Origin of the sequence: Streptomyces sp. 142MFCol3.1 (assembly GCF_000424945.1) — a bacterium.
GTDB classification, from domain to species: domain Bacteria; phylum Actinomycetota; class Actinomycetes; order Streptomycetales; family Streptomycetaceae; genus Streptomyces; species Streptomyces siamensis.
This window is the reverse complement of sequence record NZ_AUKV01000017.1, coordinates 70,088-92,894: the sequence shown is the minus strand read 5'-3', so window position 1 is coordinate 92,894 and position 22,807 is coordinate 70,088. Positions and strand designations below refer to the sequence as shown.

At 73.3% G+C, this 22,807-nt stretch carries 20 protein-coding genes; 11 read left to right on the top strand and 9 right to left on the bottom strand.

All coding sequences use genetic code 11. The annotated features are described in order from the left end of the window. The first annotated feature begins 99 nt into the window (after positions 1 to 99). Positions 100 to 1,005: a GNAT family N-acetyltransferase gene (locus tag H305_RS0124850; RefSeq protein WP_051370928.1), complete on the top strand. Its 906-nt coding sequence runs from the start codon at positions 100 to 102 to the stop codon at positions 1,003 to 1,005. A gap of 55 nt (positions 1,006 to 1,060) precedes the next feature. Here the strand turns inward: H305_RS0124850 and H305_RS0124845 are convergent, their stop codons facing one another. Continuing rightward, complete coding sequence (locus tag H305_RS0124845; protein WP_028802781.1) at positions 1,061 to 1,720, bottom strand: pyridoxine/pyridoxamine 5'-phosphate oxidase; 660 nt, start codon at positions 1,718 to 1,720, stop codon at positions 1,061 to 1,063. A 201-nt stretch (positions 1,721 to 1,921) separates the two neighbouring features. On the opposite strand from H305_RS0124845, the gene H305_RS0124840 reads away from it, so the two are divergent. Beyond that, positions 1,922 to 3,226 carry a hypothetical protein gene (locus H305_RS0124840; protein WP_051370926.1) on the top strand — a complete coding sequence of 435 codons (1,305 nt, stop codon included), beginning with the start codon at positions 1,922 to 1,924 and terminating at the stop codon, positions 3,224 to 3,226. A 27-nt stretch (positions 3,227 to 3,253) separates the two neighbouring features. Here the strand turns inward: H305_RS0124840 and H305_RS0124835 are convergent, their stop codons facing one another. After that, the gene (locus tag H305_RS0124835) at positions 3,254 to 4,423 is read right to left on the bottom strand and encodes a thiolase C-terminal domain-containing protein (protein ID WP_028802779.1); all 1,170 of its coding nucleotides are present in this window, start codon (positions 4,421 to 4,423) and stop codon (positions 3,254 to 3,256) included. Between the two features lie 168 nt (positions 4,424 to 4,591). Between H305_RS0124835 and H305_RS0124830 the strand changes: the two genes are divergently transcribed. Continuing rightward, entirely contained in the window at positions 4,592 to 5,806 is a 1,215-nt protein-coding gene (locus H305_RS0124830; RefSeq protein ID WP_028802778.1) for an acyl-CoA dehydrogenase family protein, read from the top strand. Further along, the gene (locus H305_RS0124825; RefSeq protein ID WP_051370924.1) at positions 5,803 to 6,321 is read left to right on the top strand and encodes a nitroreductase family deazaflavin-dependent oxidoreductase; all 519 of its coding nucleotides are present in this window, start codon (positions 5,803 to 5,805) and stop codon (positions 6,319 to 6,321) included. The genes H305_RS0124830 and H305_RS0124825 overlap by 4 nt, the downstream gene beginning before the upstream one ends. Before the next feature lie 26 nt (positions 6,322 to 6,347). Here the strand turns inward: H305_RS0124825 and H305_RS0124820 are convergent, their stop codons facing one another. After that, complete coding sequence (locus H305_RS0124820) at positions 6,348 to 6,962, bottom strand: LysE family translocator (protein ID WP_028802776.1); 615 nt, start codon at positions 6,960 to 6,962, stop codon at positions 6,348 to 6,350. An 82-nt stretch (positions 6,963 to 7,044) separates the two neighbouring features. Here H305_RS0124820 and H305_RS0124815 point away from each other — a divergent pair, with 82 nt between their 5' ends. Further along, a complete protein-coding gene (locus H305_RS0124815; protein WP_028802775.1) occupies positions 7,045 to 7,497 on the top strand; it encodes an Lrp/AsnC family transcriptional regulator in 453 nt (150 codons plus the stop codon). Positions 7,498 to 7,606: 109 nt separating this feature from the next. Here the strand turns inward: H305_RS0124815 and H305_RS0124810 are convergent, their stop codons facing one another. Next, positions 7,607 to 8,254 (bottom strand): TetR family transcriptional regulator, encoded by a 648-nt coding sequence (locus tag H305_RS0124810; protein ID WP_037765222.1) that lies wholly within the window; start codon positions 8,252 to 8,254, stop codon positions 7,607 to 7,609. Positions 8,255 to 8,388: 134 nt separating this feature from the next. Here H305_RS0124810 and H305_RS0124805 point away from each other — a divergent pair, with 134 nt between their 5' ends. Continuing rightward, on the top strand, positions 8,389 to 9,105 hold the full coding sequence (locus H305_RS0124805; RefSeq protein ID WP_028802773.1) for a VOC family protein: 717 nt from the start codon (positions 8,389 to 8,391) through the stop codon (positions 9,103 to 9,105). 223 nt (positions 9,106 to 9,328) lie between these two features. Beyond that, positions 9,329 to 11,653 (top strand): PQQ-binding-like beta-propeller repeat protein, encoded by a 2,325-nt coding sequence (locus H305_RS0124800; RefSeq protein WP_028802772.1) that lies wholly within the window; start codon positions 9,329 to 9,331, stop codon positions 11,651 to 11,653. A 136-nt stretch (positions 11,654 to 11,789) separates the two neighbouring features. Here H305_RS0124800 and H305_RS0124795 read toward each other — a convergent pair whose 3' ends face one another. From H305_RS0124795 to H305_RS0124785, 3 genes are read right to left on the bottom strand one after another with little or no spacing between them, the layout of a single operon-like run. After that, on the bottom strand, positions 11,790 to 12,569 hold the full coding sequence (locus H305_RS0124795; protein ID WP_028802771.1) for an enoyl-CoA hydratase/isomerase family protein: 780 nt from the start codon (positions 12,567 to 12,569) through the stop codon (positions 11,790 to 11,792). Next, the gene (locus H305_RS0124790) at positions 12,566 to 12,991 is read right to left on the bottom strand and encodes a Zn-ribbon domain-containing OB-fold protein (RefSeq protein WP_028802770.1); all 426 of its coding nucleotides are present in this window, start codon (positions 12,989 to 12,991) and stop codon (positions 12,566 to 12,568) included. Before H305_RS0124790 ends, H305_RS0124795 begins: the two co-directional genes overlap by 4 nt. Before the next feature lie 13 nt (positions 12,992 to 13,004). Continuing rightward, positions 13,005 to 14,153, bottom strand: a complete 1,149-nt coding sequence (locus tag H305_RS0124785; RefSeq protein ID WP_028802769.1) for a lipid-transfer protein — start codon at positions 14,151 to 14,153, stop codon at positions 13,005 to 13,007. A gap of 99 nt (positions 14,154 to 14,252) precedes the next feature. Between H305_RS0124785 and H305_RS0124780 the strand changes: the two genes are divergently transcribed. Continuing rightward, entirely contained in the window at positions 14,253 to 15,851 is a 1,599-nt protein-coding gene (locus tag H305_RS0124780; protein WP_028802768.1) for a FadD3 family acyl-CoA ligase, read from the top strand. Positions 15,852 to 15,947: 96 nt separating this feature from the next. On the opposite strand, the gene H305_RS0124775 is transcribed toward H305_RS0124780, so the two are convergent. After that, positions 15,948 to 16,181 carry a hypothetical protein gene (locus H305_RS0124775; protein ID WP_028802767.1) on the bottom strand — a complete coding sequence of 78 codons (234 nt, stop codon included), beginning with the start codon at positions 16,179 to 16,181 and terminating at the stop codon, positions 15,948 to 15,950. A 205-nt stretch (positions 16,182 to 16,386) separates the two neighbouring features. After that, entirely contained in the window at positions 16,387 to 19,335 is a 2,949-nt protein-coding gene (locus H305_RS0124770) for an AfsR/SARP family transcriptional regulator (RefSeq protein WP_028802766.1), read from the bottom strand. A gap of 226 nt (positions 19,336 to 19,561) precedes the next feature. Between H305_RS0124770 and H305_RS0124765 the strand changes: the two genes are divergently transcribed. From H305_RS0124765 to H305_RS0124755, 3 genes are all read left to right on the top strand, one after another. Beyond that, positions 19,562 to 20,821 carry an amidohydrolase family protein gene (locus H305_RS0124765; protein WP_037765218.1) on the top strand — a complete coding sequence of 420 codons (1,260 nt, stop codon included), beginning with the start codon at positions 19,562 to 19,564 and terminating at the stop codon, positions 20,819 to 20,821. A gap of 89 nt (positions 20,822 to 20,910) precedes the next feature. Further along, complete coding sequence (locus H305_RS0124760; protein ID WP_028802764.1) at positions 20,911 to 21,852, top strand: LLM class F420-dependent oxidoreductase; 942 nt, start codon at positions 20,911 to 20,913, stop codon at positions 21,850 to 21,852. Positions 21,853 to 21,938: 86 nt separating this feature from the next. Then, positions 21,939 to 22,715, top strand: a complete 777-nt coding sequence (locus tag H305_RS0124755) for an SDR family NAD(P)-dependent oxidoreductase (protein WP_028802763.1) — start codon at positions 21,939 to 21,941, stop codon at positions 22,713 to 22,715. Positions 22,716 to 22,807: the final 92 nt, after the last annotated feature.

The window sequence follows — 22,807 nt, the reverse complement described above, 5'->3', positions numbered from 1 at the left end:
ATCCGCCCCGGGGGAGCCACCGTAGCCCGGGAGCCACCGCAGACCGGGAGCCGCCGAAAACCGGAGGCGGTGCGCGGCCGGCCCGCGAGACCATGGGGCATGGACCCCGCTTCCCGTTCCTTCGCCGCGTCCGCCGCGTCCCGCGACTGGCAGGTCACCCACGACCTGGACCGCTTCCTCGGGCGGGCCGGCGACTTCCTGCGCTCCGAGCCCGCGCTGCACACCGTGACGCTGTCCGTGACGGCGGCGCTGCGCCGGCGCGGGGACCGGGCGTTCGGGCAGGAGGCGCCCGTCTTCGGATTCCTGGAGCGGGAGGGCGCCGTGCGGGCGGCCTTCTTCCGCACGCCGCCTTACGGGCTGAGCCTGACGCGGCTGTCCGCAGGGGACGCGGACGCGCTCGCCGCCCGGCTCGTCGACGAGCGGCACCGGCTGCCCGGCGTGAACGGGGACAGCCTCACCGCGGCCGCGTTCGCCGAGGCCTGGCAGCGGCGCGCGGGAGCCGGCGCCGTGCTGCGCCGGAGCGAGCGGTTGTACCGCCTCGGCACGCTGACCGTGCCGGCGCCGGCACCGCCGGGCAGGGCGCGGGTCGCGACCGCGGCGGACCGGGACCGGGTCGCCCGGTGGTGCGCCGAGTTCGCCGAGTTCGTCGGCGAGGACGCCGACCGCGACCACGGGGCCTGGGCCGACGACCGCGCGGCCTACGGGGGCGTCACTCTCTGGGAGACCGACGACGGCACGCCGCTCGCCATGGCGAGCGTGACCCCCCTGATCGCCGGACAGGTCCGCGTCGGTCCCGTCTACACCCCGCCGCAGCAGCGCGGCCGTGGCTACGCGGGCGCCGCCACCGCGGAGGTCAGCAGGGCCGCGCTGGACTCCGGCGCCGACGACGTACTGCTCTTCGCCGACCTCGCCAACCCGACCAGCACCGGGCTGTACCAGCGCATCGGCTACCGCCCCGTCGCCGACTTCGCGGTGTACGACTTCACGGCCGCGGCGACTGCCTGAGCCGCACGGCGACGGTGGCTCCCCGAGCCGCACGGCCGCGGGAGCCGCTGGGACCTTACGGCCACAGCAGCTCCTTCAGCCAGTCGCCCGAGGCCGTGCGGCGGTAGAGGAGGCGCACATGGCGGCGCCGGGCGTCCCCCTGGAAGAACTCCACCTCCTCGGGGCGAAGGCGGTACAGCGTCCAGGTGGGGGCCGGGGCGTCCGGCTCCCGGCGGGCCCGGTCCCAGGCGGCGTCGGACGCGCGCTCCAGCTCCTCGTACGAGGGCAGTACGCCGCTCTGGCGACCCACCAGCGCGGCGGCCAGCGCGCCGGTGGAGCGGGCGTGCAGGTCCGCCTGGCCCTCCTCGGGCGGGGCCGCCGTGACGGGCCCGCGCAGACGGATCTGGCGGCCCTGGGCATGCCAGTAGAAGCCGAGGGCCGCATACGGGCGGGACCCGAGCTGGCGTCCCTTGCGGCTCGTCGCGTGGCTCGCGAACGCCCAGCCGTCGGCGTCCGCGTCGTGCAGCATCACGGTCCGCACGTCCGGAAGGCCGTCCTCGTCCGCCGTCGCCAGCGACATGGTGTGCGGCTCGGGCTGACCGGCCGCCACCGCCTCCGCGAACCACCGCACGAAGAGGGGCAGCGGCTCCCCGGGCGCCTCGTCCGGCGCGAAGCCGGGCAGCTCCGTGTCCCACACCCGCAGCGACCTGAGCAGCTCATGAAGATCCGGTTCCATGCCTGTGAGTATCGCCCCGTGCCCGGCGGCAGTAGGTTGGGCCGCCTGCCGGAGCTCAGCGAGGGGAAGGCGGGGATCCGTGCGCGCGACCGAACCGGCCCTGTTCCGAAGGGCCCTGTCCCGGGTGGCCTCGCGCCGGCCGGTCCGGGGCCGCCGCGGGGGCGCGGTCCGCCCGGACGGCCGGGCCGTCCGGTGAGGCGCGTGACCGCCGCCCTCGGCTGCGCCCTGCTGCTGGGGCTCGCCGGGTGCGGTCCCTCGGAGAAGCCCCCGAAGCCGTCGCTCTCGGCGCCCGGGCTCTTCTACGTGCGTCCCACCGGCGACAAGTCCGGCCCCGAGGACAAGGAGCCGTACCACGTGAAGGTCGGGAACGACACGGGAGCGGGCGCCCGCCGGCTGGCCGTGGACGTCCTGCCCGGCTCCGAGCACGCGGTCCGGCTGCGCAGGCACGGGCACTGCTCGGGCGACACCCTCCACGTCACCTGTGACGTGGACTCCTCCTACAACAACTGGGTGAACGGCGAACGCGTCCTGCCGGTCGCCGCCGAGGGCAGCAGGCCCGGCGACACCGGGACCGTCCGGGTCACCTACACGACGAAGGACGGGAAGGAACTCTCCGCCCGCACCCGGGTCGTGGTCGGGGAGCCCGTGGTCGAGGTGCGCACCGCCGCGCCGCTGGAGGGCGTCCGCCCGGGTGCCGAGATCACCGCGCCGGTCGTCGTGCACAACGCCGGCGAGGTGCCGGTCGTCGGACTCGGGCTCGAACTCGGCTCCGGGACGCAGGAATTCACGCGGCGGTACTCCAACTGCCGCTATCCGCGGACCCATCACGGGCACACCGCGGTCTGCCGGTTCCCCCGGCTGCGCATCGCCCCCGGCGAGACCGTCGTCCTGCGCCCGGCGCTGCGCATGCGCGCCTCGGCAGCGTCCATGTACGGCTACTTCACCCAGGAGGCCTGGGCGCTGGACATGGGACCGGGCCAGTACGGCAGCTGTCCCAAGGGCGGCGATCCGGGTGACGGGCCGGCTCTGCGCGCCGAGGTCACCCGGGACGGGCACGGCAGGTTCGCCCAGCGGATCGTGAGCACCGAGGTCCGCCTCGACACCCGCGCCGACTACGAACTCTCCGACGTCACCGTGCACGGCGACCCGGGGGACGAGCGCAGGGTGCGCCTCACCGTCCACAACGAAGGGCCCGGCGATCCCGGCCGGTCCGCCCGGCTGGTGTTCGAGCCACCGGCCGGCTCCGGTGTGGTGAAGCAGCCCATGGAGGAGGTCGACGACGGCTACTTCCAGCCCTACTGCGACGAGAAGGACTTCACGTACATCTGTGACGTCGGCGAGCTCGCGCCGGGTCGGAGCCGCACCTTCGACTTCACCCTGCACCTCGGGGAGCCCGGGACGGGCAGGATCGCGCTGCGGAGCATCGAGGGGCCGGACGTCGGCCGGCCGGACCGCCGGGACCCGGACCCCACCGACGACTCGGCCCTGGTCACCGTCGCACCGTGACCGCCGTCGCCGGTCCCGCCGGACCGCTCAGTCGCGTCCCAGCACCACCGTGCCCGAGGAACAGAACCAGCCGCCGGTGCCGGAGGCGACGGCCAGTCGCGGCAGCGTGCCGTCCCGGCGGCGCACCTGCCGCCCGGCTGCTTCTCCCCGGAGCTGTCGCACCGCCTCCACCAGCAGGAACAGGCCGCGCATACCGGGATGCTGGGCCGACAGGCCACCCCCGTCCGTGTTCACCGGCAGGTCGCCGGACAGGGTCAGCCGGCCCTTCTCGACGAAGCCGCCGCCCTCCCCCTTCGCGCAGAACCCGAGGTCCTCCAGCGTCACCAGCGTCATGAAGGTGAAGGCGTCGTAGATCTCGGCGAGGTCGACCTCCTCGGGGCGGACGCCGGCCCGTCCGAAGGCGTGCCGCCCGCTGACCGCCGCGGGCGAGACCGTGAAGTCCTCCCACTCCGACATGGTGGTGTGCGAGACGTGCTCCCCGGTGCCGAGGATCCAGACCGGTGCCGTGCGGCAGTCCCGTACGTACTCCTCGGCGGCCAGCAGGACCGCGGCGCCCCCGTCGGAGCGCAGGCAGCAGTGCAGCTTGGTGAACGGGTCCGCGATCAGTGGTCCGTCGAGCACGTCGTCGACGGTGATCGGGTCCCGGAACATCGCCTCCGGGTTCGCCGCCGCGTTCGCCCGCGCCTGTACCGCCACCGACGCCAGCTGCTCGATCGTCGTGCCGTACGTGTGCATGTGCCGGCGGGCGGCCATCGCGTACTTGGCGATGAGCGTGTGGCCGTAGGGGACCTCGAACTGGAGCGGGCCGCGGGATCCGAACGACAGGTTCCCGGTGCGCCGGCCCGCCTTGATGTCGGCGCGCGCCGTGGAGCCGTACACGAGAAGGACGGCGTTGGCGTGACCCGCGGCGATCGCGTCGGCGGCGTGGGCGGCCATCACCTCCCAGGTGGAGCCGCCCACCGAGGTGGAGTCGACCCAGTCCGGGCGCAGTCCGAGGTATTCGGCCACCTCGGCCGGGGCGAGCGTGCCGAGGCCGGCGGAGGCGAAGCCGTCGACGACCCCGCGGTCCAGGCCCGCGTCGGCGAGGGCCCGTCGCGCGGCCTGGGCGTGCAGCGCGTACGGTGTCACGCCGTCCACGCGGCCGCAGTCCGAGAGGGACACGCCGACGACGGCGACTTTCCGGCTCCCTGGCGTCATGAATCTGACGGTACATCAGATCTGGCCGGGAAAGGGAGGGCGTCGCGGGCCTGTGCATTCGACACCCTCCGCCCTAACATGACGGGCCGTCAGATGAGCCGTCATGCAGAGCCCGTCGGATACGCGTGTCCCGTGAGGCCACGTGGCCGCCGCAGGAGGAGCCCGCCGATGGACGCCAGCTTCACCGCCGAACAGGACGAGATCCGCCGCACGCTCAGGGAGTTGCTGCACAAACGCTGCGGCCCGGAGGAGCTGCGGGCCGCCGTGGGCACACCCGCCGGGTACGACACGGCGCTCTGGGAGGCATTCGGCCGGCAGTTGGGGCTGCCCGGACTCGCCCTCCCCGAGCGGTACGGCGGTGTCGGCTGTTCGGTGACCGAACTGGCCCTCGCCTGCGAGGAGTCGGGCCGGCTGCTGGCCCCTGGCCCGCTGCTCGCGACAGCGGTGCTCGCCGCTCCGCTCGTCCTCGCCCTCGGCACCGAGGCGCAGCGCACGGCGCTGCTGCCCCGCCTCGCCTCCGGCGAACTGACCGCCGCACTCGCCGTGCCGGGCACGGCCCTGGCGACGGCCCTCGGCCTGGTGGGCGACAACCGGGGCGACTGGTCCGGCGGAGGCCGGGCCGGCGGGGTGCAGGCGCGCCGGGCCGACGGCGTGTGGCGCCTGTACGGGCAGGCGGCGCAGGTGCTCGACGGGCACAGCGCGGGGCTGCTCGTGGTGGCCGCGCACACGGGCGGGTTCGCCCGCTCGCGGACGCTGCTGTTCCTCGTCCGGGCGGGGGCCGAGGGGCTCGTCCGCGTGCGGCAGACCACGCTGGACGGGACCCGGCCGCAAGCCCGCGTCGAACTGCGGGACGTGGAGGCCGAGTTGCTGGGCGGAGGCGATGCCGGGAGCGAGAAACGGGACGCGGCCGGCTCCGGGGTGCCGGGCGCGCTCGCCGCCGTCGGGAACACGGCCGCCGCCGTGCTGGCCGCCGAGGCCGTGGGCGCCGCGGACCGCGCCCTGGAACGGACCGTCGAGTACGTGCGGCAGCGGGAGCAGTTCGGGCGGGCCATCGGGTCGTTCCAGGCGGTCAAGCACCGGCTCGCGGACGTCTACGTGGCGGTCCAGGCGGCGCGTTCGGCGGCGTACTACGCGGCCTGGGCCGCGGCGAAGGGGGAACGGGTGGGACCACTGGCCCTCGCGCAGGCCCTGGAGGCACTGCGCACGGCGGCGGCGGAGGGGATCCAGCTGCACGGCGGCATCGGGTTCACCTGGGAGCACGACGCCCACCTGTACTTCAAGCGGGCGTCCGGCGACGAACTGCTCTTCGGGCCCGTGCACCGGCTGCGCGGGCACGCGGCGGACGCGGCACGGCTCTTCGACGGCGGGGAGGTGGCGGTGTGACGACCCAGGGACAGGGGCCGCGCCGGGTCCCCGGCGTCCGGCTGGTGCAGAAGGTGTCCGCGACCCGCGCCTTCGCCCGGGTCGCGCCGCACGTCGTGCCCGCCCTCGACCGCGCCGTGCACCGGCTGACCCGGGGCAGGGTGCTGCTCAGCGCGCAGCTGCTGCCCGGGATCGTGCTCACCGCGCGCGGCGCCCGGAGCGGGCTGGAGCGGCGTACTCCGCTGGCGTGCGTGCCGGAGGGGCCCGGTCCCGACACGTGGCTTCTCGTCGGGTCCAACTTCGGCCGCGCCGCCCACCCCGCCTGGACCGCCAACCTGCTCGCCCACCCCGACGCCGTGATCAGCTGGAAGGGTGAGGACATCCCCGTGGCCGCCCGTCTGCTGGCGGAGGAGGAGCGGGCCGCGGCCTGGAGGGCGGCGCTGGCGTTCTGGCCGCCGTACGCCACCTATCAGGCGCGGGTCGACCGGGAGATCCGGCTGTTCCGGATCGAGCGCCGCCGCCCGCCCGCGCGCTGACCGCACCCGGCGCCGGGGGCCCCGCGTCACAGTGTGGCCAGGCGCTCCACCAGCAGGAACCCACCGATTCCGAGCATCGCGGCGCCGGAGGTGCGGGCCACCGCACGGGCCGCGGCGGGGCGGGCCCGCAGCACGGCGCGGGCCAGCAGACCGACGGTGAGATAGACGGCGGCGCAGGCGGCCATGTGGACGGCCCCGAGCAGGCCGGTCTGCGCGGCCACCGGAACCCCGCCCGGCCGCAGGAACTGCGGCAGCACGGAGAGGTAGAGCAGCAGGCCCTTGGGGTTGAGACCGCTGATGGCGGACCCGCGCAGAAACGTGCGCAGCGGCGGCGCCGCGGGGGCGTCCTGGGCCGCTCCCGGCGTCGCCGGCCTGCGCAGCACTCCCCAGCCCAGCCACAGCAGGTAGCCCGCCCCCGCCACCGTCAGCCCGGTGAGGAGCGCGGGCGACCCCGCGACCAGCACCGCGAGTCCGGCCGTCGCGAGCAGTGTGTGCAGCGCGTACCCGGCGACGAGCCCCGAGACGGCGGGAAGCACCGAGCCCCGCAGCCCCGCCGAGATCGCGTACGCCCAGTCGGCGCCCGGCACGCACACCAGCAGCAGATCCACGGCCAGAAACGCCGTGACCAGTCCCCAATCCATAAGAGGGACATTAGGCGCGATCACCCCAAAGGTGTTTCCGAAGTTTGCTCGTGATCGTGTCTTACGGGGAAGAATCTGCCCCATGGACGCCGTGGACCAGAAAATTCTTGCCGAGCTCCAGCGGGACGGCCGGCTCACCGTCACCGAGCTGGCCGCCAGGGTGCGGCTGAGTGTCTCGCCCTGCCACCGGCGCCTGCGCGAGCTGGAGCGGTCCGGTGCCATCCGGGGCTATCGCGCGGTCGTGGACCCGGCCGCAGTCGGTCTGACCTTCGAGGCGCTGGTCTTCGTCTCGATGCGCCAGGAGGACCGGGACACCGTCGCCGACTTCGAGCGGGCGGTGGCGGACATCCCCCACGTCCTCGACGCGCAACGGCTCTTCGGAGAGCCGGACTACCTGCTGCGGGTCGCGACCGCCGACCTCGCGGCCTTCCAGCGGCTCTACGACGACCGGCTGGCGACGCTGCCGGGCGTGCAGCGGCTGACGTCGACGCTGGTGATGAAGCATGTCGTCACGGATCGCCCGCTGCCCTCGTAGTGGCCGGCGCAGGGGTGCGCACAGCGCAGCGGGCGGCAGTCCACACCGGTGGACTGCCGCCCGCATGACAGGAATTGAGCAGGAGATCTGAGCAGGAAAAGGGGAGGCGCTACTTCGTCGGCTTCTTCCCGGTCACGCCCAGGTGCACCAACAGCGCCAGGTTCGGCTTGAGTTCGGCCTGCTTGACGCCCCAGGACTGGAAGCCCTTCTGGTGCGAGGCCACCGCCGCGAGCATGGCGACGAGGGAGCCGGCCATCGCGGCCGGGTTCACGTCCTTGTCGACCTTGCCCTTGGACTGGAGCTCGGTGACCGTGTCCGTAAGGGAGTTGTTCACGGAGTTCAGGATCTTCATGCGGATCTTGTAGAACCGCTTGTCACCCTCGGCGGCGCCCAGGTCGACGACCCGCAGGATCGCGTCGTTCTTGCGCCAGAACTCCAGAAAGCCGTCCACGAGCTCCTGGGCGGTCTGCCAGCCGGCCTTGCCGACCCACGAACGTCCTTCGAGCAACTGGGTCAACGCCGCGCCCTCCGCGGCCATTTGCTCGGCGATCTCCAGGACGGCGCCTTCGACGTCCGGGAAGTACTGGTAGAAGGTCGCCGGCGACGTGCCCGCCTTCCGGGCGACATCAATGACTTTGACGTCCCGGTAGGGCGAGGAGCTGAGCATCTCGCTGAGGCAGTCGAGCAGCTTCTGCCGGGTCGCCTGCCCACGCCGTCCGGCCACGCGGCCGTCGACGGTACGCACTTGTCCTGTCATGCCGTCAGCTTACCGAGGGGTGATCGGAGCGCGATTCGGCCGACTGCAAATGGGGTGCGGGGCCCGCCAGGGGAGTTCACGGGGGTGGGCGCGCCCGCTCTGCGGGATGCGGGGAGGGCCGTTAGCTTGGCCGCATGGCCGAATCAGCCGTTTTCTCCGAGGGCGTGCCCTGCTGGGTCGACGCGCAGCTCCCCGACGTGGACGCGGGCAAGCGCTTCTACGGCGAGCTCTTCGGCTGGACCTTCGCCGAGGGCTACGGCCCGTCCGGCTGGGCCCGTCTCCGCGGTGAGGCCGTCGCGGCCCTCGCGCCCAAGCGGGACGGCCGGATGCCCACCGTGTGGACGGTCTACTTCGCGGCGCCCGACGTCACCGCGCTCTCGCGCCGGGTCACGGAGGCGGGCGGGCGGCTCATCACCGCTCCCGAGCCGGTCGACACCCTGGGGACGGCCGCCCTGGCGACCGATCCGGAAGGCGCCGTGTTCGGCCTGTGGCAGACCGGCACCCACCCGGGCTTCGGGCGGCGGCACGAGCCCGGCTCCTTCTGCTGGGCCGAGCTGTACGCCCGGGACACCACGACCGTCGACCGGTTCTACGGCTCCCTCTTCCACGACGCCCTCTTCGGCCCCGAGGCGACCCCCGATTTCGGCCGGGCCCCGGTCTCCGACGTCTTCCCGGCCGAAATGCCACCCCACTTCCTCGTCCACTTCGGGGTCGAGGACTGCGACGCGGCGCTGCGGACGGTGACCCGGCTCGGCGGCCGTGTCCAGGCCGCACCCTTCGAGACCTCGTACGGGCGGGTGGCGGTGGTCACGGACAACCAGGGGGCCTCTTTCGCCGTACTGGAGAGGTGAACCGGCCACCGGCCACGGGCGGCGCGGCGGTCCACCACCGGGAAATCGCACCTCTTTGTCCTGATGCGTCATGAGACACCCTGATTCGCCCCCTGGTTCGCAACCTTTGGCTCGGCCAGGAAGAATCGGGGTGCGTGCCGCCATGGCGGTGCGGTGGTGAGACGCTGCACGGGGTCGCGTTCATACGTGGACGGCGCGGCCCGTACGGGGAGGTGGCAGGCAAGTGGTGGATCAGCTGACGCAGCACGATCCGCGGCGGATCGGGCCGTTCGAGGTGCTGGGGCGGCTCGGTGCCGGCGGCATGGGGCTGGTCTATCTCGCGCGCTCGGCGTCAGGCCGGCGCGTGGCGATCAAGACGGTCAGGACGGAACTCGCCGAGGACCAGCTGTTCCGGGTCCGCTTCTCGCGCGAGGTCGAGGCGGCCCGCGCCGTGTCCGGCTTCTACACGGCGGCCGTCGTGGACGCCGACGCGCGCGCCGCGGTGCCCTGGCTGGCCACGGCCTACGTGCCCGCGCCCTCCCTCGAAGAAATAGTGAACGAGTGCGGGCCGCTCCCGGCCCAGGCGGTGCGCTGGCTGGCGGCGGGCGTCGCGGAGGCCCTCCAGTCCATCCACGGCGCGGGTCTCGTCCACCGCGACCTCAAGCCCTCCAACGTCCTGGTCGTCGAGGACGGGCCGCGCGTGATCGACTTCGGCATCGCGTCCGGCGTCTCGAACACCCGCCTGACCATGACGAACGTCGCCGTCGGCACACCCGCCTACATGTCGCCCGAGCAGGCCAAGGACTCCCGCAGCGTCACCGGCGCGAGCGATGTCTTCTCGCTCGGCTCGATGCTCGTCTTCGCCGCCACCGGCCACGCCCCCTTCCACGGCGCGAACCCCGTCGAGACGGTCTTCATGCTGCTGCGCGAGGGCCCGGACCTGGAGGGGCTGCCCGACGAGCTGCGCCCCCTCATCGAGTCCTGCATGCAGATGGAGGCCACGGCACGCCCGAACCCCGCCGACCTCCAGGCCCAGCTGGCCCCCCATCTCTTCGGCTCCGGCTCCGACGACAGCGGTACGGCCTCTGCGTGGCTGCCCGAGCGGGCGGTGGGTCTCATCGAGACGCGCCGCGGGGGCCGTCCGGCCCCCAAGCCCGCCACCGGCGGCGGACGCAGCGCAGGGGGCCGCTCCGCCGTGCCCGCGCCGCCCTCGCACTCCCCCCTGCCCGTCGGGGCGCCCGACACCGGCCCGGTGCGCCTCGCGGGCGCCCAGGTGCCCATCGGCCCCGGGCCGCGCGTCGCCGACGCCCGCGCCGCCGCCGTCAAGGCGCCGCCTCCGGAGGCGGGCCTGGCCGCGTCCTGGTCCCGGCCGCACGCAGGGGTGAACGGCGTCGATCCCGTGCCCGCCGTGGCGCCGGCCCCGCCCGCCGAGTCGGCCTCGGGCTGGCGCCCCTGGCGCTTTCGCATGTCCAACGACGTGTGGGGGACGCCCGCGGTCGCCGACGACCTGGTCTACGTCACCTCCTTCGAGGTCCACGCGCTGGACGTGGCCACCGGACGCCGCCGGTTCAAGACCCGGGACGTGGCCTGGTCCATGGCGGTCGCCGACGGCCGTATCCACGCCTCGGACGGGCCCACGCTGTTCGCGCTCGACGCCCGCGAGGGCGGCGACCTGTGGCGCCTGTCGACGGACGCCTGGGTGTACTCCCTCAAGGCGGACCGGGGCACCGTCGTCACCGGCACCCGCGGCGGTGGCGTACAGGCGTGGGAGGCCTCCAGCGGCCAGAAGCTGTGGGAGATCACCGGCGCCCAGACCGACTTCGAGTCGCCGGAAGCCGGACCGGCCCTCCACGACGGCACCGTCTACGTCTGGAAGGACGCGCGGCTGCGCGCCCTGGAGGCGCGCACCGGTGAGGAGCGCTGGTCCTACCCGGTCGGCGACGCGGCCTCCTGCGGTGGCGTACCCGTCCGGATCACCCAGGCCCCCGACGGCTACGTCTACGTCTGCGCCGGCACTCGCGTGCTCGCCATCGAGGTGGCCGGCGGACACGTCCGCTGGCACTTCGAGGCCCCGGCGGTCTTCCTCTGCCCGCCCACGTTCGCCCCCGGCCCCGCGGTCACCGGGGGCGGTGTCTACCTCGCCGACTACCTCGGCACGGTCTACGCCCTCGACGCCACCGACGGCCGCGACCGCTGGCGCATCGCCACCGAGTCCCGGGGCTCCGTCGAGCCGGTGCTCGTCGCCGCCGGTCACGTCCACGTCGGCAGCGGCAAGGGCCTCTACACCCTCGACGCCGTCACCGGTACGCCCAAGTGGCGGTTCCAGGCGGGCGGTGACCTGGTGGGTGCCCCGGCGGTGGCCGAGGGCCGGATCCACTTCGGCTCCACCGACCATCTGCTGTACACCCTGAAGGCCGACGACGGCCGGCTGCGCTGGAAGCTCGCCACGGGCGGCGAGATCACCGGCGCCCCGGTGGTCAGGGACGGGGTCGTCTACGCCTGCAGCAAGGACCGTTGCGTGTACGCCCTGGACGCGGAGAAGGGCACGGGCACGGCCCGCACGACGTAGTGCGCGCCGGGCCCGGCGGACGGTGACGGCCGTCGTGCCGGGCACGGAAGGGAGTCCGGACGGCGGCCGTCGCAGCAGACGCTACGCCCGGTCCGGGAACCCCGCCACGCGACGCCGACTCCCCCCGGGGGAAGGGCTAACGCAGCCGGAACCCGGGACGTCGTCCGGTGAACAGCCCCGCCTGCCGTTCCGTCGGCAGATTGCCCAGCGAGACGAGCTGCGGGGCGTGCGCGAGGGCCTGCGCGCGTGCCGCCTCCTTGGCGAGCCACAGCGCCCGCACGGTCCCCTGCACGGCCTCGGGCGGATGCGAGGCGATGACGGCGGCGCACTCGACGGCCGCGTCCAGCGCGGCACCGGGCGGGGTGAGTTCGGACACCAGCCCCACCTCGTGGGCCCGCCGCGCCGAGATCCGCTCGGCGGTCCCCATCAGCGCCATCCGCGCCACTTCGCCGAACGGCATCCGCTGCGCCATGTGGACGGACTCGTAGGCACTGACCATCCCGTAGGTGGTGTGCGGGTCGAAGAAGGTGGCCGTCTCGTCCGCGACCACGAACTCCGCCTCGCCCAGCAGGTAGAAGGCGCCGCCGCAGGCCATTCCGTTGACGGCGGCGATCACCGGCTTCCACAGGTCGTTGGCCTTCGGCCCGATGGTGAGGAGGGGGTCGTCCACCATGAACGGGGAGCCCGGCTGCGGCACTGTCGCGTCCCGGTCGAGCCCGGTGCTGAAGGCCCGCTCGCCGGCGCCGGTGACGACGACGGCCCGCACGCCGTCGTCGTAGCGGAAGTCCCGCCAGGCGGCACCGAGTTCGGCGGCAGTGCCGAGGTCGATGGCGTTGAGCCGGGCGGGCCGGTCGATGGTGACGACGGCGACGCCGGTGTCCTTGTCGGCGCTGACGCGCAGTCCGCCGCCGCTCACGGCCGCTCCAGGACCCAGCGGGGCACGCACACCCCGTCGACCTCGGTGAAGACCGCCTGCACCCGTGCGCCGATCCGCAGCCGCTGCACGGGGACGGAGTTCAGCGGGGCGTCGGGAGCGGTCACCAGATTGCCCACGAGACGGATCCGCGGGGCGTCCGCGAGCTCCACCACGATCGCGTTGTACGGCGCCTGTTCGGCGTAGGCGGGCAGCAGCGGGGGGTGCGGGACGACGTAGGACCACACGCGTCCCCGGCCGCTCATCCTGCGCCAGTCGCTCGCGAAGGAGTGGCAGTGCGGGCAGCAGGGGCGGGGCGGGAAGCGGAGTTCGCCGCACTCGGCGCAGGCCTGGACGCGCAGTTCGCCGTGTGCGGCGTACTGCCAGAAGGGGGCGCCGTCGTCGTCGGGTACGGGGGAGAGCAGGCTGTCGGACATCTCAGCTCCTCAGCAGAAGGGCGGAGGTCGGCACGCCTTCCCCCGCGGTGACCAGGCAGGTCGCGGCCCCGGGTACCTGTGCGGTGCTCGTGCCGCGCAGCTGCTTCACCCCTTCGTTGATGAGGTTGAAGCCGTGCACGTACGCCTCGCTGAGTCCGCCTCCGCCGGTGTTGACCGGCAGCCGTCCGCCGATCTCCAGGGCGCCGCCCTCCGTGAACGCGGCGCCTTCGCCCCGCGCGCAGAATCCGTAGCCCTCCAGGGAGAGGGGTATGAGCGGGGTGAAGGCGTCGTAGATCTGCGCCACGTCGACGTCCTCGGGGGTGAGGTCGGCGTGTTTCCACAGGTGCCGGGCGGCCGTCCAGGCGGGCCCGGTGAGCGGGTCGTCGTTCCAGTAGTTGACCATCCCGTGGTGCTGGGCGGGCAGGCCCTGGGCGGCGGAGTGGACGTAGACGGGCCGGGTGCGGCAGTCGCGGGCGCGTTCGGCGGACACCAGGACGCAGGCCAGCGCGCCGTCGGTCTCCAGACAGTTGTCGAAGAGGCAGAGCGGTTCGCTGATCCACCGGGAGGTCATGTACATCTCGCGGGTGAGCGGGCGTTCGTACATGATCGCGGCGGGGTTCTGGTTGGCGCGGTTGCGGCAGGCGAGGGCGACGTTGAAGAGGTGGTCGCGGGTGGCGCCGTACTCGTGCATGTACCTGCGGGCGAGCATGCCGATCTCGTCGGCGGGGCGCAGGAGCCCGAAGGGACGGGTCCACTGCGCCGGGGTGGGGAGCTGGACGGTGGTGTTCTTCCACGGGCGGGGGCCGGAGCCGCGTTTGCGCGACCGCCAGGCGACGCCGACGGTGGCCTGCCCGGCGGCGATGGCGGCGGCCAGGTGCGCGACCGTGGCGCAGGAACCGCCGCCCCCGTAACCGACCTTGCTGAAGAACGTGAGGTCTCCGAGGCCGACCGCCTTGGCGACCTCCACCTCGTCCGTCTCCTCCATGGTGTAGGAGGCGAGCCCGTCGACCTCCGAGGCCGTGATGCCGGCGTCGTCGAGGGCGGCGAGGATCGCCCGGCAGGCCAGGGCCTTCTCGGACTCCGGGAGGCGTCTGGCGAAGGGGGTCTGCCCGATCCCGACGACGGCTGTGGCGTCCTTGATCCCCGGCATGGGTGCACCTCCGAGCGAGGTTCCGGCTGCTGACAGGGCGTCAGGCTACAGCTAATCTGACGGACAGTCAGCTAGTGGTGTACGGGCGGGAGGTACGCGATGCGCGGTGACCTGGAGTGGACGAGCGTCCCGGGGCTGGTGCGGTCGGCCACGGAGCGCTTCGCGGACCGCGAGGCGGTCGTCGACGGCCGCACCCGCGTCTCGTACGAGGAGCTGGGTGCCCGCGTCGAACGCGCGACGGCGGCCTGCATGGCGAACGGGGTGGAGCCCGGCGACCGGGTCGCCGTCTGGGCGCCCAACACCCTCGACTGGATCGTCGCCGCCCTCGGCGCCGTCGGCGCCGGTGCGGTCCTCGTCCCCCTCAACACCCGCTTCAAGGGCGCGGAAGCGGCGTACGTGCTGTCCCGGAGCCGCGCGAAACTGCTGTTCGTCACGGGCACCTTCCTGGGCACCTCGTACGTGGCATCGCTGCGCCGGGCCGCCGGGGAGGGGGCCGGATCCGGTCCGCTGCCGGGGCTGCCGCACCTGGAGCAGGTGGTGGTCCTCGCTGACGACGCCCCCGCCGACTTCCGCACCTGGAAGGACTACCTGGCCGAGGGCGAGGGCGTGGGCCGGGACGACGTACGGCGACGCGAGGACGCCCTCTCCGGCGAGTCGCCCTCCGACATCGTCTTCACCTCGGGCACGACCGGTCGTCCCAAGGGCGCGCTGATCACCCACGCGCAGACGCTGCGCGGCTACGCGATCTGGAGCGACCTCGCGGGCCTGCGCGAGGGCGACCGCTATCTGATCGTCAACCCGTTCTTCCACACCTTCGGCTACAAGGCCGGGATCATCGCCTGTCTGATGCGCGGCGCGACGATGGTCCCGCAGCCCGTGTTCGACGTGGACACCGTGCTGGCGAACATCGCCGCGGAGCGCATCTCCGTCCTCCCGGGCCCGCCCACCCTCCACCAGTCCCTGCTGGACCACCCGTCCCGGGACACCCACGACCTCTCGGCCCTGCGCCTGGTGGTGACGGGCGCGGCCGTCGTCCCGCTGCGCCTGGTGGAACGGCTGAGGTCGGAGCTGCGGATCGACACCGTCCTGACGGCCTACGGCCTCTCCGAGGCCAGCGGCATCGTCACCATGTGCCGCCGGGGCGACGCCGTACCGGTGATCGCCACCACGTCGGGCCGGGCCATCCCGGGCAGTGAGGTGCGGGTCGTGGACACCGCGGGAGACCCCGTCGGCCCCGGCACGCCCGGAGAGGTCCTGGTCCGCGGATTCAACGTCATGCAGGGCTACTTCGAGGACCCGGAGGCCACCGCCGCGGTCCTGGACCCGGACGGCTGGCTCCGCACGGGGGACGTCGGCGTCCTCGACGAGGCGGGCAACCTGCGCATCACCGACCGGATCAAGGACATGTTCATCGTCGGCGGCTTCAACGCGTACCCCGCGGAGATAGAGCAGCTCCTCGGCCTGCACCCGGACGTGGCGGACGTCGCCGTGATCGGCGTCCCCGACGGCCGCCTCGGCGAGGTGGGCAAGGCCTACGTGGTCCGCCGTGCGGACTCCACCCTGACCTCCGACGACCTCATCGCCTGGTCCCGCCGCGAGATGGCCAACTACAAGGTCCCGCGCACGGTGGAGTTCGTGGCCCACCTGCCGCGCAACGCGAGCGGGAAGGTGGTCAAGGGGGAGCTGCGGGGCCGCTGACGGACGGCCGGGCCGGCCGGCGTCTTGCGGACATGCCTCGGCCGCGACGGCTCCCCCTCCGCGCCGTCGCGGCCGATCCCCGTTGCCAGGCAGTCGTCAGTCGCGGCTCAGCGCCGGCGGCACGGGAGCGTGGCTGTCCATCGTGGTCACGCCGTCCGTGGCCGGCGGGGCAGGGGCGTGGCTGTCCATCGTGGTCACGGCGTCCTCGCCGGGCACGGGCGCGTGGCTGTCGTCCGTGGTGGCGACGGGGTCGTTGGCCGGCGGAGCGGGCGCGTGGCTGTCCATCGTGGTGGCGTCCGTGAGGTCGTCGGTCTTCTTCTCGTCGCTCATGGCTGGGCCCTCCCGTGAAGTTGAAGGTGTGCTGTGGGGAACGCCCGTTCGGCAACTCCCCCGTGGGTCGCCGAACGGGCGTTCCAGGGCCGCTCACCCTACAAGTGGGGCCCACGCCGATCCGTCTGCCCCCCGACGCGACGGGTCGATGCACAGAGACTGGCAGCCGCCCATAAACGTTCGATGAACGCCGCCCGGGGGCGGCTCAGGCGGCGGCGACGGGGCTGAGCAGAGCGCGCAGTTCGTCGGCCTCGGGGGCGCCCGCTTCCTCGTGAATGGTGAGCGCCTCGTACCAGCAGGCGCGTGCCCGGTCCACCTGCCCTAGGCCCTGCAACGACCGCCCGAGGAGGGTGAGGACGTTGGCGCGCATCCAGTCACCGCCGATGCAGCCGGTGCTGAGGGCCTGTTCGGCGTGCTGGGCCGCCTTGCCGAGACCGCGGCCCGCCAGGTGGACCTGCGCGATGCGGAAGTGCGTGGTGCCCTCCCACAGGCGCTGCCGGTTCTCGACGAAGATGGCGAGCGCCTGGGTGAGTTGCTGCAGTGCCTCGACGTGGCGCCCGGCGTGGCTGAACGCGATCCCGAGCGCGTAGCGGGCGTTGGCGAGCCGGACGGTCAGGCCCAGCTCGTCGTAGATCGCGATGCCCTGCTGGGCCAGCTCGATGCCCGCAGCGGTGCGGTTCATGGAGACCAGCACACGGGAGAGGTTGCACAGGGCGCTCGCCTCGCCGGGACGGTTGCCGTCGGCGCGGAAACTGTCGATCGCCTTGATCAGGTGTGCCTCGCCGACTGCGTGCTCGTTGCGGCAGATGGCGATGATGCCGAGCTCGTTGGGCGCGTTGCCGCTGGTCCAGGGGTCCATGGCCGCCTCGCCGAGGACGACGGCCCGGTCGGCCTCGACGGCCGCCTCGTCGAAGCGTCCCGCGGTGCTGAGCACCTGGGTGAGCGTGACCCGGGCGCGCCCCGCCGCGTGGGCGTCGTCGAGGGCCTCCGCGGCGTCCCGGGCGGCCCTGGTCGCCGCCTCGTACGCCAGGGAGCTGGCGCCCGATTCCGCGAGGTCCTTGGAGGCGAGCAGGAGATCGACCCCCCGGCGCAGTGTGTCCGGGCCGAGCGACTGCTGGACGAACGCCAGGATGCAGGCCGCCTCGGCGTGCAGCCAGTCCAGTGCCTTGCCGTCGTCGGCGAACTCCTGCCCCTGCTGCCGGGTCACTTCGAGATGGTCCACGGTCCGGTCGCCGGGGCGTTCGATGGCGTAGACCGCCGTGGCCGAGGCCAGGTAGAAGTCCAGCAGCCGCGACATCGCCGCGGCGCGCTCGCTCGGCGGCTGTTCGTCGCGCTCGGCGCAGGCACGCGCGTAGAGCCGTACGAGGTCGTGGTAGCGGTAACGGCCGGGCGCCGCGGACTCCAGGAGCGAGGTGTCGACGAGGGACTCCAGGAGGTCCTCGGTGTCCTCGACACCCAGATCGAGCACGGCGGCCGCCGCGGGCAGCGAGATGTCCGGGCCGTCGGCCAGGCCCAGCAGCCGGAAGGCACGGGCCTGGGCGGGCTCCAGCTGGCCGTAGCCGAGTTCGAAGGTCGCCTTGACGGCGAGGTCGCCCGCCTGGAGCTCGTCCAGCCGGCGCCGCTCGTCGGCGAGCTTGGCGGCCAGGACGGACACGGTCCAGGTGCGGCGGGCGGCCAGCCGGGAGGCGGCGATGCGGATGGCCAGGGGGAGGAAGCCGCACGCGGCGACCACGTCCAGGGCGGCCTCCCGCTCGGACGCCACCCGCTCCGCGCCGACGATCTTCGTGAAGAGCTGGAGGGCTTCCTCGGGCGACATCACGTCGAGGTCCACGAGGTGCGCGCCCGCCAGGTCGACCATCCGCACCCGGGAGGTCACCAGCGCCGCGCAGCCCTCGGTGCCGGGCAGCAGCGGACGCACCTGTGCGGCGTCCCGCGCGTTGTCCAGCAGGACGAGCACGCGGCGTCCGTCCAGCACGGAGCGGTAGAGGGCGGCCCGTTCCTCCAGGGAGTCGGGGATCGCCGAGTCGGCGGTGCCCAGGGCGCGCAGGAAGGCCCCGAGCACGGTCTCGGGCTCGGCGGAGCGTGCGCCCGCTCCCTGGAGGTCCACATACAGCTGGCCGTCGGGGAAGGCCCCGCGTGACTGGTGCGCGACGTGCACGGCGAGGGTGGTCTTGCCCACGCCGCCGATCCCGGCGAGCGCGGAGACCGCCATCACGCTGCCCTCCGCGGAGTTGGCTGAGGCCAGGACTTCGCTGAGCTCCTGGACGAAGGAGGCGCGCCCGGTGAAGTCGGTGACGGTGGCCGGCAGCTGGGCGGGGCGCACGGGAGCCGCGGCGGGCTCGGCAGCCGGTGCGGACGGTTCGGCGAGGCCGGGGTCGGCCTGGAGGATGCGCTGCTGGAGGTCCTTCAGACCCGCCCGCGGGTCCACGCCCAGCTCGTCGGCGAGCAGCCGCCGGGTGTCCGCGTACACCGCGAGGGCCTCGGCCTGGCGTCCGCTGCGGTAGAGGGCGAGCATCTGCAGTTCGCGCAGCCGTTCGCGCAGCGGGTGCGCGGCCGTCAGGGCGGTCAGCTCCGAGACGGCCTCCGCGTGGCAGCCCTGCTCCAGGTCCATGTCGAGGCAGGACTCGAGGAGTTGCAGCCGCCATTCGTCGAGCCGTGCCCGCTGGGTCTCCGCGTACGGTCCGGGCACGCTCGCGAGCGCCTCGCCGTCCCACTGGCCGAGGGCGTCCCGGAGCAGCTCACGGGCGCGGTACAGGTCTCCGCCGCCGCGGGCCTTCTCCGCGTCGGCGGCGAGTTCCTGGGCGCGGGCGAGGTCCAGGGCCCCGTCGCCGAGGGACCGGATGGCGTATCCGCCGGACTCGCTGACCAGGACCTCGGTTCCCAGGGCCTTCCTGAGCCGTGACGCGTAGGTGCGGACGGCGGCCAGCGCCTGGGAGGGGGGCTCGTCGCCCCAGAGGGCGTCGATGAGTTCGGATGCCGTGGCCGTGCGGCCCTCGCGCAGCAGCAGGGCCGCCAGCAGGGCGCGTTGTTGTGGTGACCCGGCGGGCAGGGCGTCGTCCCCGCGCCAGGCGCGCACCGGTCCGAGCACGCTGAAGCGCAACGCCGCCGATCCCTCGGGACGTTGCTGCTCCGGTACCCGCGGCACACCGACCATCGCTGTCCCCCTGCCGAACCGTCAGTACAACGAGGCCAGTTTGCCTTGTTCATGGCGGATGCGTCAGCCGTGGGAGACGGCTGTCACAGGGCGCCGGACGGTACACCACAAGGTCCTCACACAGTCTCCTCACATGTCCGCACAGAATCGCCCAGCCCACGGGTGGCGGAACGGGCGGCCGGACAGGTAGCTGACGGGTCGTCAGATCAGCGCTACCGTGGCCCGTATGGAGACCACGCAGAGCAAGGCGGGCCCTTCGGCGACCTCCGAAACGCCCTTCCCGAAGATCATCTCGGTGGACGACCACACGGTGGAGCCCCCCGACGTATGGCGCGACAGGCTCCCGGCCAGGTACCAGGACACCGGCCCCCGCATCGTCCGGGCGCCGCTGAAGGAGATGACGTTCCTCGGCGGGAAGTTCGCCCCGGTGATGGGCGCCCCGGGCGACGAGGGCCCGGTCGGCGACTGGTGGGTGTACGAGGACCTGCACCGCCCGCTCACCCGGCTCGACACGGCCGTCGGGTACCCCCGCGACGAGATCAGGCTCGAAGTCATCACGTACGAGCAGATGCGACCAGGCTCGTACGACGTGCCCCGGCGCCTCGCCGACATGGACGTCAACCACGTCCAGTCCGCGCTCTGCTTCCCCACGTTCCCGCGTTTCTGCGGCCAGACGTTCACCGAGGCCAAGGACCGCGAACTGGGCCTTCTCGCGGTGAAGGCCTACAACGACTGGATGGTGGAGGAGTGGTGCGGACCGCAGGCCGCGGGCCGCCTCATACCGCTGACGCTCATCCCGCTGTGGGACGCCGAACGTGCGGCGGAAGAGGTACGGCGCAATGCGGCCCGTGGCGTACGCGCGGTGGCCTTCTCCGAGATCCCTCCCCATCTGGGGCTGCCCTCCGTCCACACCGACGCCTGGGACCCCTTCCTCGCCGCGTGCGACGAGACCGGCACGGTCGTCGCCATGCACATCGGCTCCTCCAGCCGCATGCCCTCGACCTCCGCCGACGCCCCGCCCGCCGTCGGCTCCACCATCACCTTCGCCAACTGCTGCTTCTCGATGGTGGACTGGCTGATGAGCGGCAAGTTCGAGCGCTTCCCGAACCTGAAGGTCATGTACGCGGAGGGGCAGATCGGCTGGATCCCCTACATCCTCGAACGGGCCGACGTGGTGTGGGAGGAGAACCGGGGCTGGGGCGGGGTCGCCGACAAGGTGCACCGGCCGCCGTCCGAGCTGTTCGCCGACCATGTGTACGGCTGCTTCTTCGACGACGCCTTCGGGCTGCGGAACCTGGACGCGATCGGCGTCGGCAACGTCCTGTACGAGACGGACTACCCCCACTCGGACTCCACCTGGCCGAAGTCCCGGGAGGTCGGCGAGGCGCAGATGGCCCATCTCGCCCCCGATGCCGTCGAGCGGATCGTGCGGCGCAACGCGATCGACCTGCTGGGGCTCACGGAGGACGGCCTCTGGGCGCCCTGAATACCGGCCCCCCTCTTGTCTGACGGTCAGTCAGCTACGACGATGGGCAGTCGAGCGACATGACGGATCGTCAGATTGGAGGGTGCGCCATGCAGGTGCCGCCCGAAGGGCGACTGGCGTACGGGATGCAGCTCCCGGTCCAGTCGCAGAGCACGCTCTACGCGGAGGCGTGGGAGGCCTCGGCGGGCCCGGCCGACCTCGTCGAGATCGCCCGCGGCGCCGACCGCGCCGGCTTCGACTACATCGCGAGCTGCGATCACGTGGCCGTCCCGCGCCGCCTCGCCGGGGCGATGAGCACCATCTGGTACGACCCCGTCGCCACCCTCGCGCATCTAGCGGCCGTGACGGAGCGGGTCCGGCTGCTCAGTCATGTCGCGATCGTCGGACTGCGGCATCCGCTCGTCACGGCGAAGCAGTACGCGACCCTGGACCATCTGTCCGGCGGCCGGCTCGTGCTCGGGGTGGGCGCGGGGCATGTGCGCGAGGAGTTCGACGCGGTCGGGGCCGACTTCGAGCGGCGCGGGGCGGTGCTCGACGAGACCGTGGACGCGCTGCGCGCCGCCCTCGGCCCCGAGGAGTTCCCCGTCCACCACGGCAAGCTGTACGACTTCGAGGGACTCGGGCAGCGGCCGAGGCCGGTCCAGGACCGGGTGCCCGTGTGGGTCGGCGGTTCCTCGCCCGCCGCCGTGCGCCGTGCCGCGCTCCGCGGGGACGGCTGGCTGCCGCAGGGCGACCCGCGCGACCGGCTGCCCGCGCAGATCGCCCGGCTCGGCGAGCTGCGCGCGCAGGCGGGTATCGAGGACCCCCTGACCGTCGGCGCGATCACCGAGCCGCTGTACGTCGGCGAGCCGGGCTGGGACGTCGGGCGGCGCACCCTGCACGGACCGCCCGAGGCGCTCGCCGAGTCGCTGCGGGCGTACCGCGCGATGGGCGTGCACCAGATACAGGTGCGCTTCCGCAGCCGCAGCCGCGGCGAGCTCACCGACCAGATGGCCGCGTTCGGCGCGGAGGTCGGGCCCCTCCTCGACTGAGGCGGGGCGCGGCTTCGGACCCAGGAGGTGCGGCCGGGCCCGCCCTCGCCCGCACCCCCCAACCAGGCAGAGCAGGGAGACACGGCATGGGCAAGCTGGACGGACGCGTCGTCATCGTCACCGGCGCGGCGCGCGGACAGGGCGAGCAGGAGGCGCGGCTCTTCGTGGCGGAGGGTGCGCGGGTCGTCCTCGCCGACGTGCTGGACGACCAGGGCGAGACCCTCGCCAAGGAGATCGGGGCCCGCTACGTCCACCTCGACGTGAGCAGTGAGGACGACTGGCGCGCGGCCACGGCGGCGGCGAAGGGCGCGTACGGGCGCGTCGACGGGCTCGTCAACAACGCCGGCATCCTGCGCTTCAACGAACTGGTCGACACGCCCCTCGACGAGTTCCAGCAGATCGTGCAGGTCAACCAGGTCGGGGTGTTCCTCGGCATCAAGACCGTCGCGCCGGAGATCGCCGCCGCGGGCGGCGGCACGATCGTGAACACGGCCTCGTACACGGGACTCACCGGCATGGCGTGGGTGGGCGCGTACGCGGCGACCAAGCACGCCATCGTCGGGCTGACCCGGGTGGCCGCCCTGGAGCTCGCGGCCAAGGGGATACGGGTCAACGCGGTGTGTCCCGGCGCCGTCGACACCGCCATGAGCAACCCCGCGCAGCTCGACCCGGACGCCGACCCCGAGGAGACCTCCGCCGCCCTCGACGAGTTGTACCGCAGGCTCGTGCCGCTGGGGCGCGTGGGGCGGCCGGAGGAGGTGGCCCGGCTGGCCCTGTTCCTGACCGGCGAGGACTCGTCCTACATCACCGGGCAGCCGTTCGTGATCGACGGGGGATGGCTGGCCGGGGTCAGCGTCATCTGACGCGCTGTCAGCTATTGACGGCTCAAGGGTGCGGTGCGACAGTCGGCCCATTAGATCTGACGGTCTGTCAGATAAAGACGTGGGGACGGTGA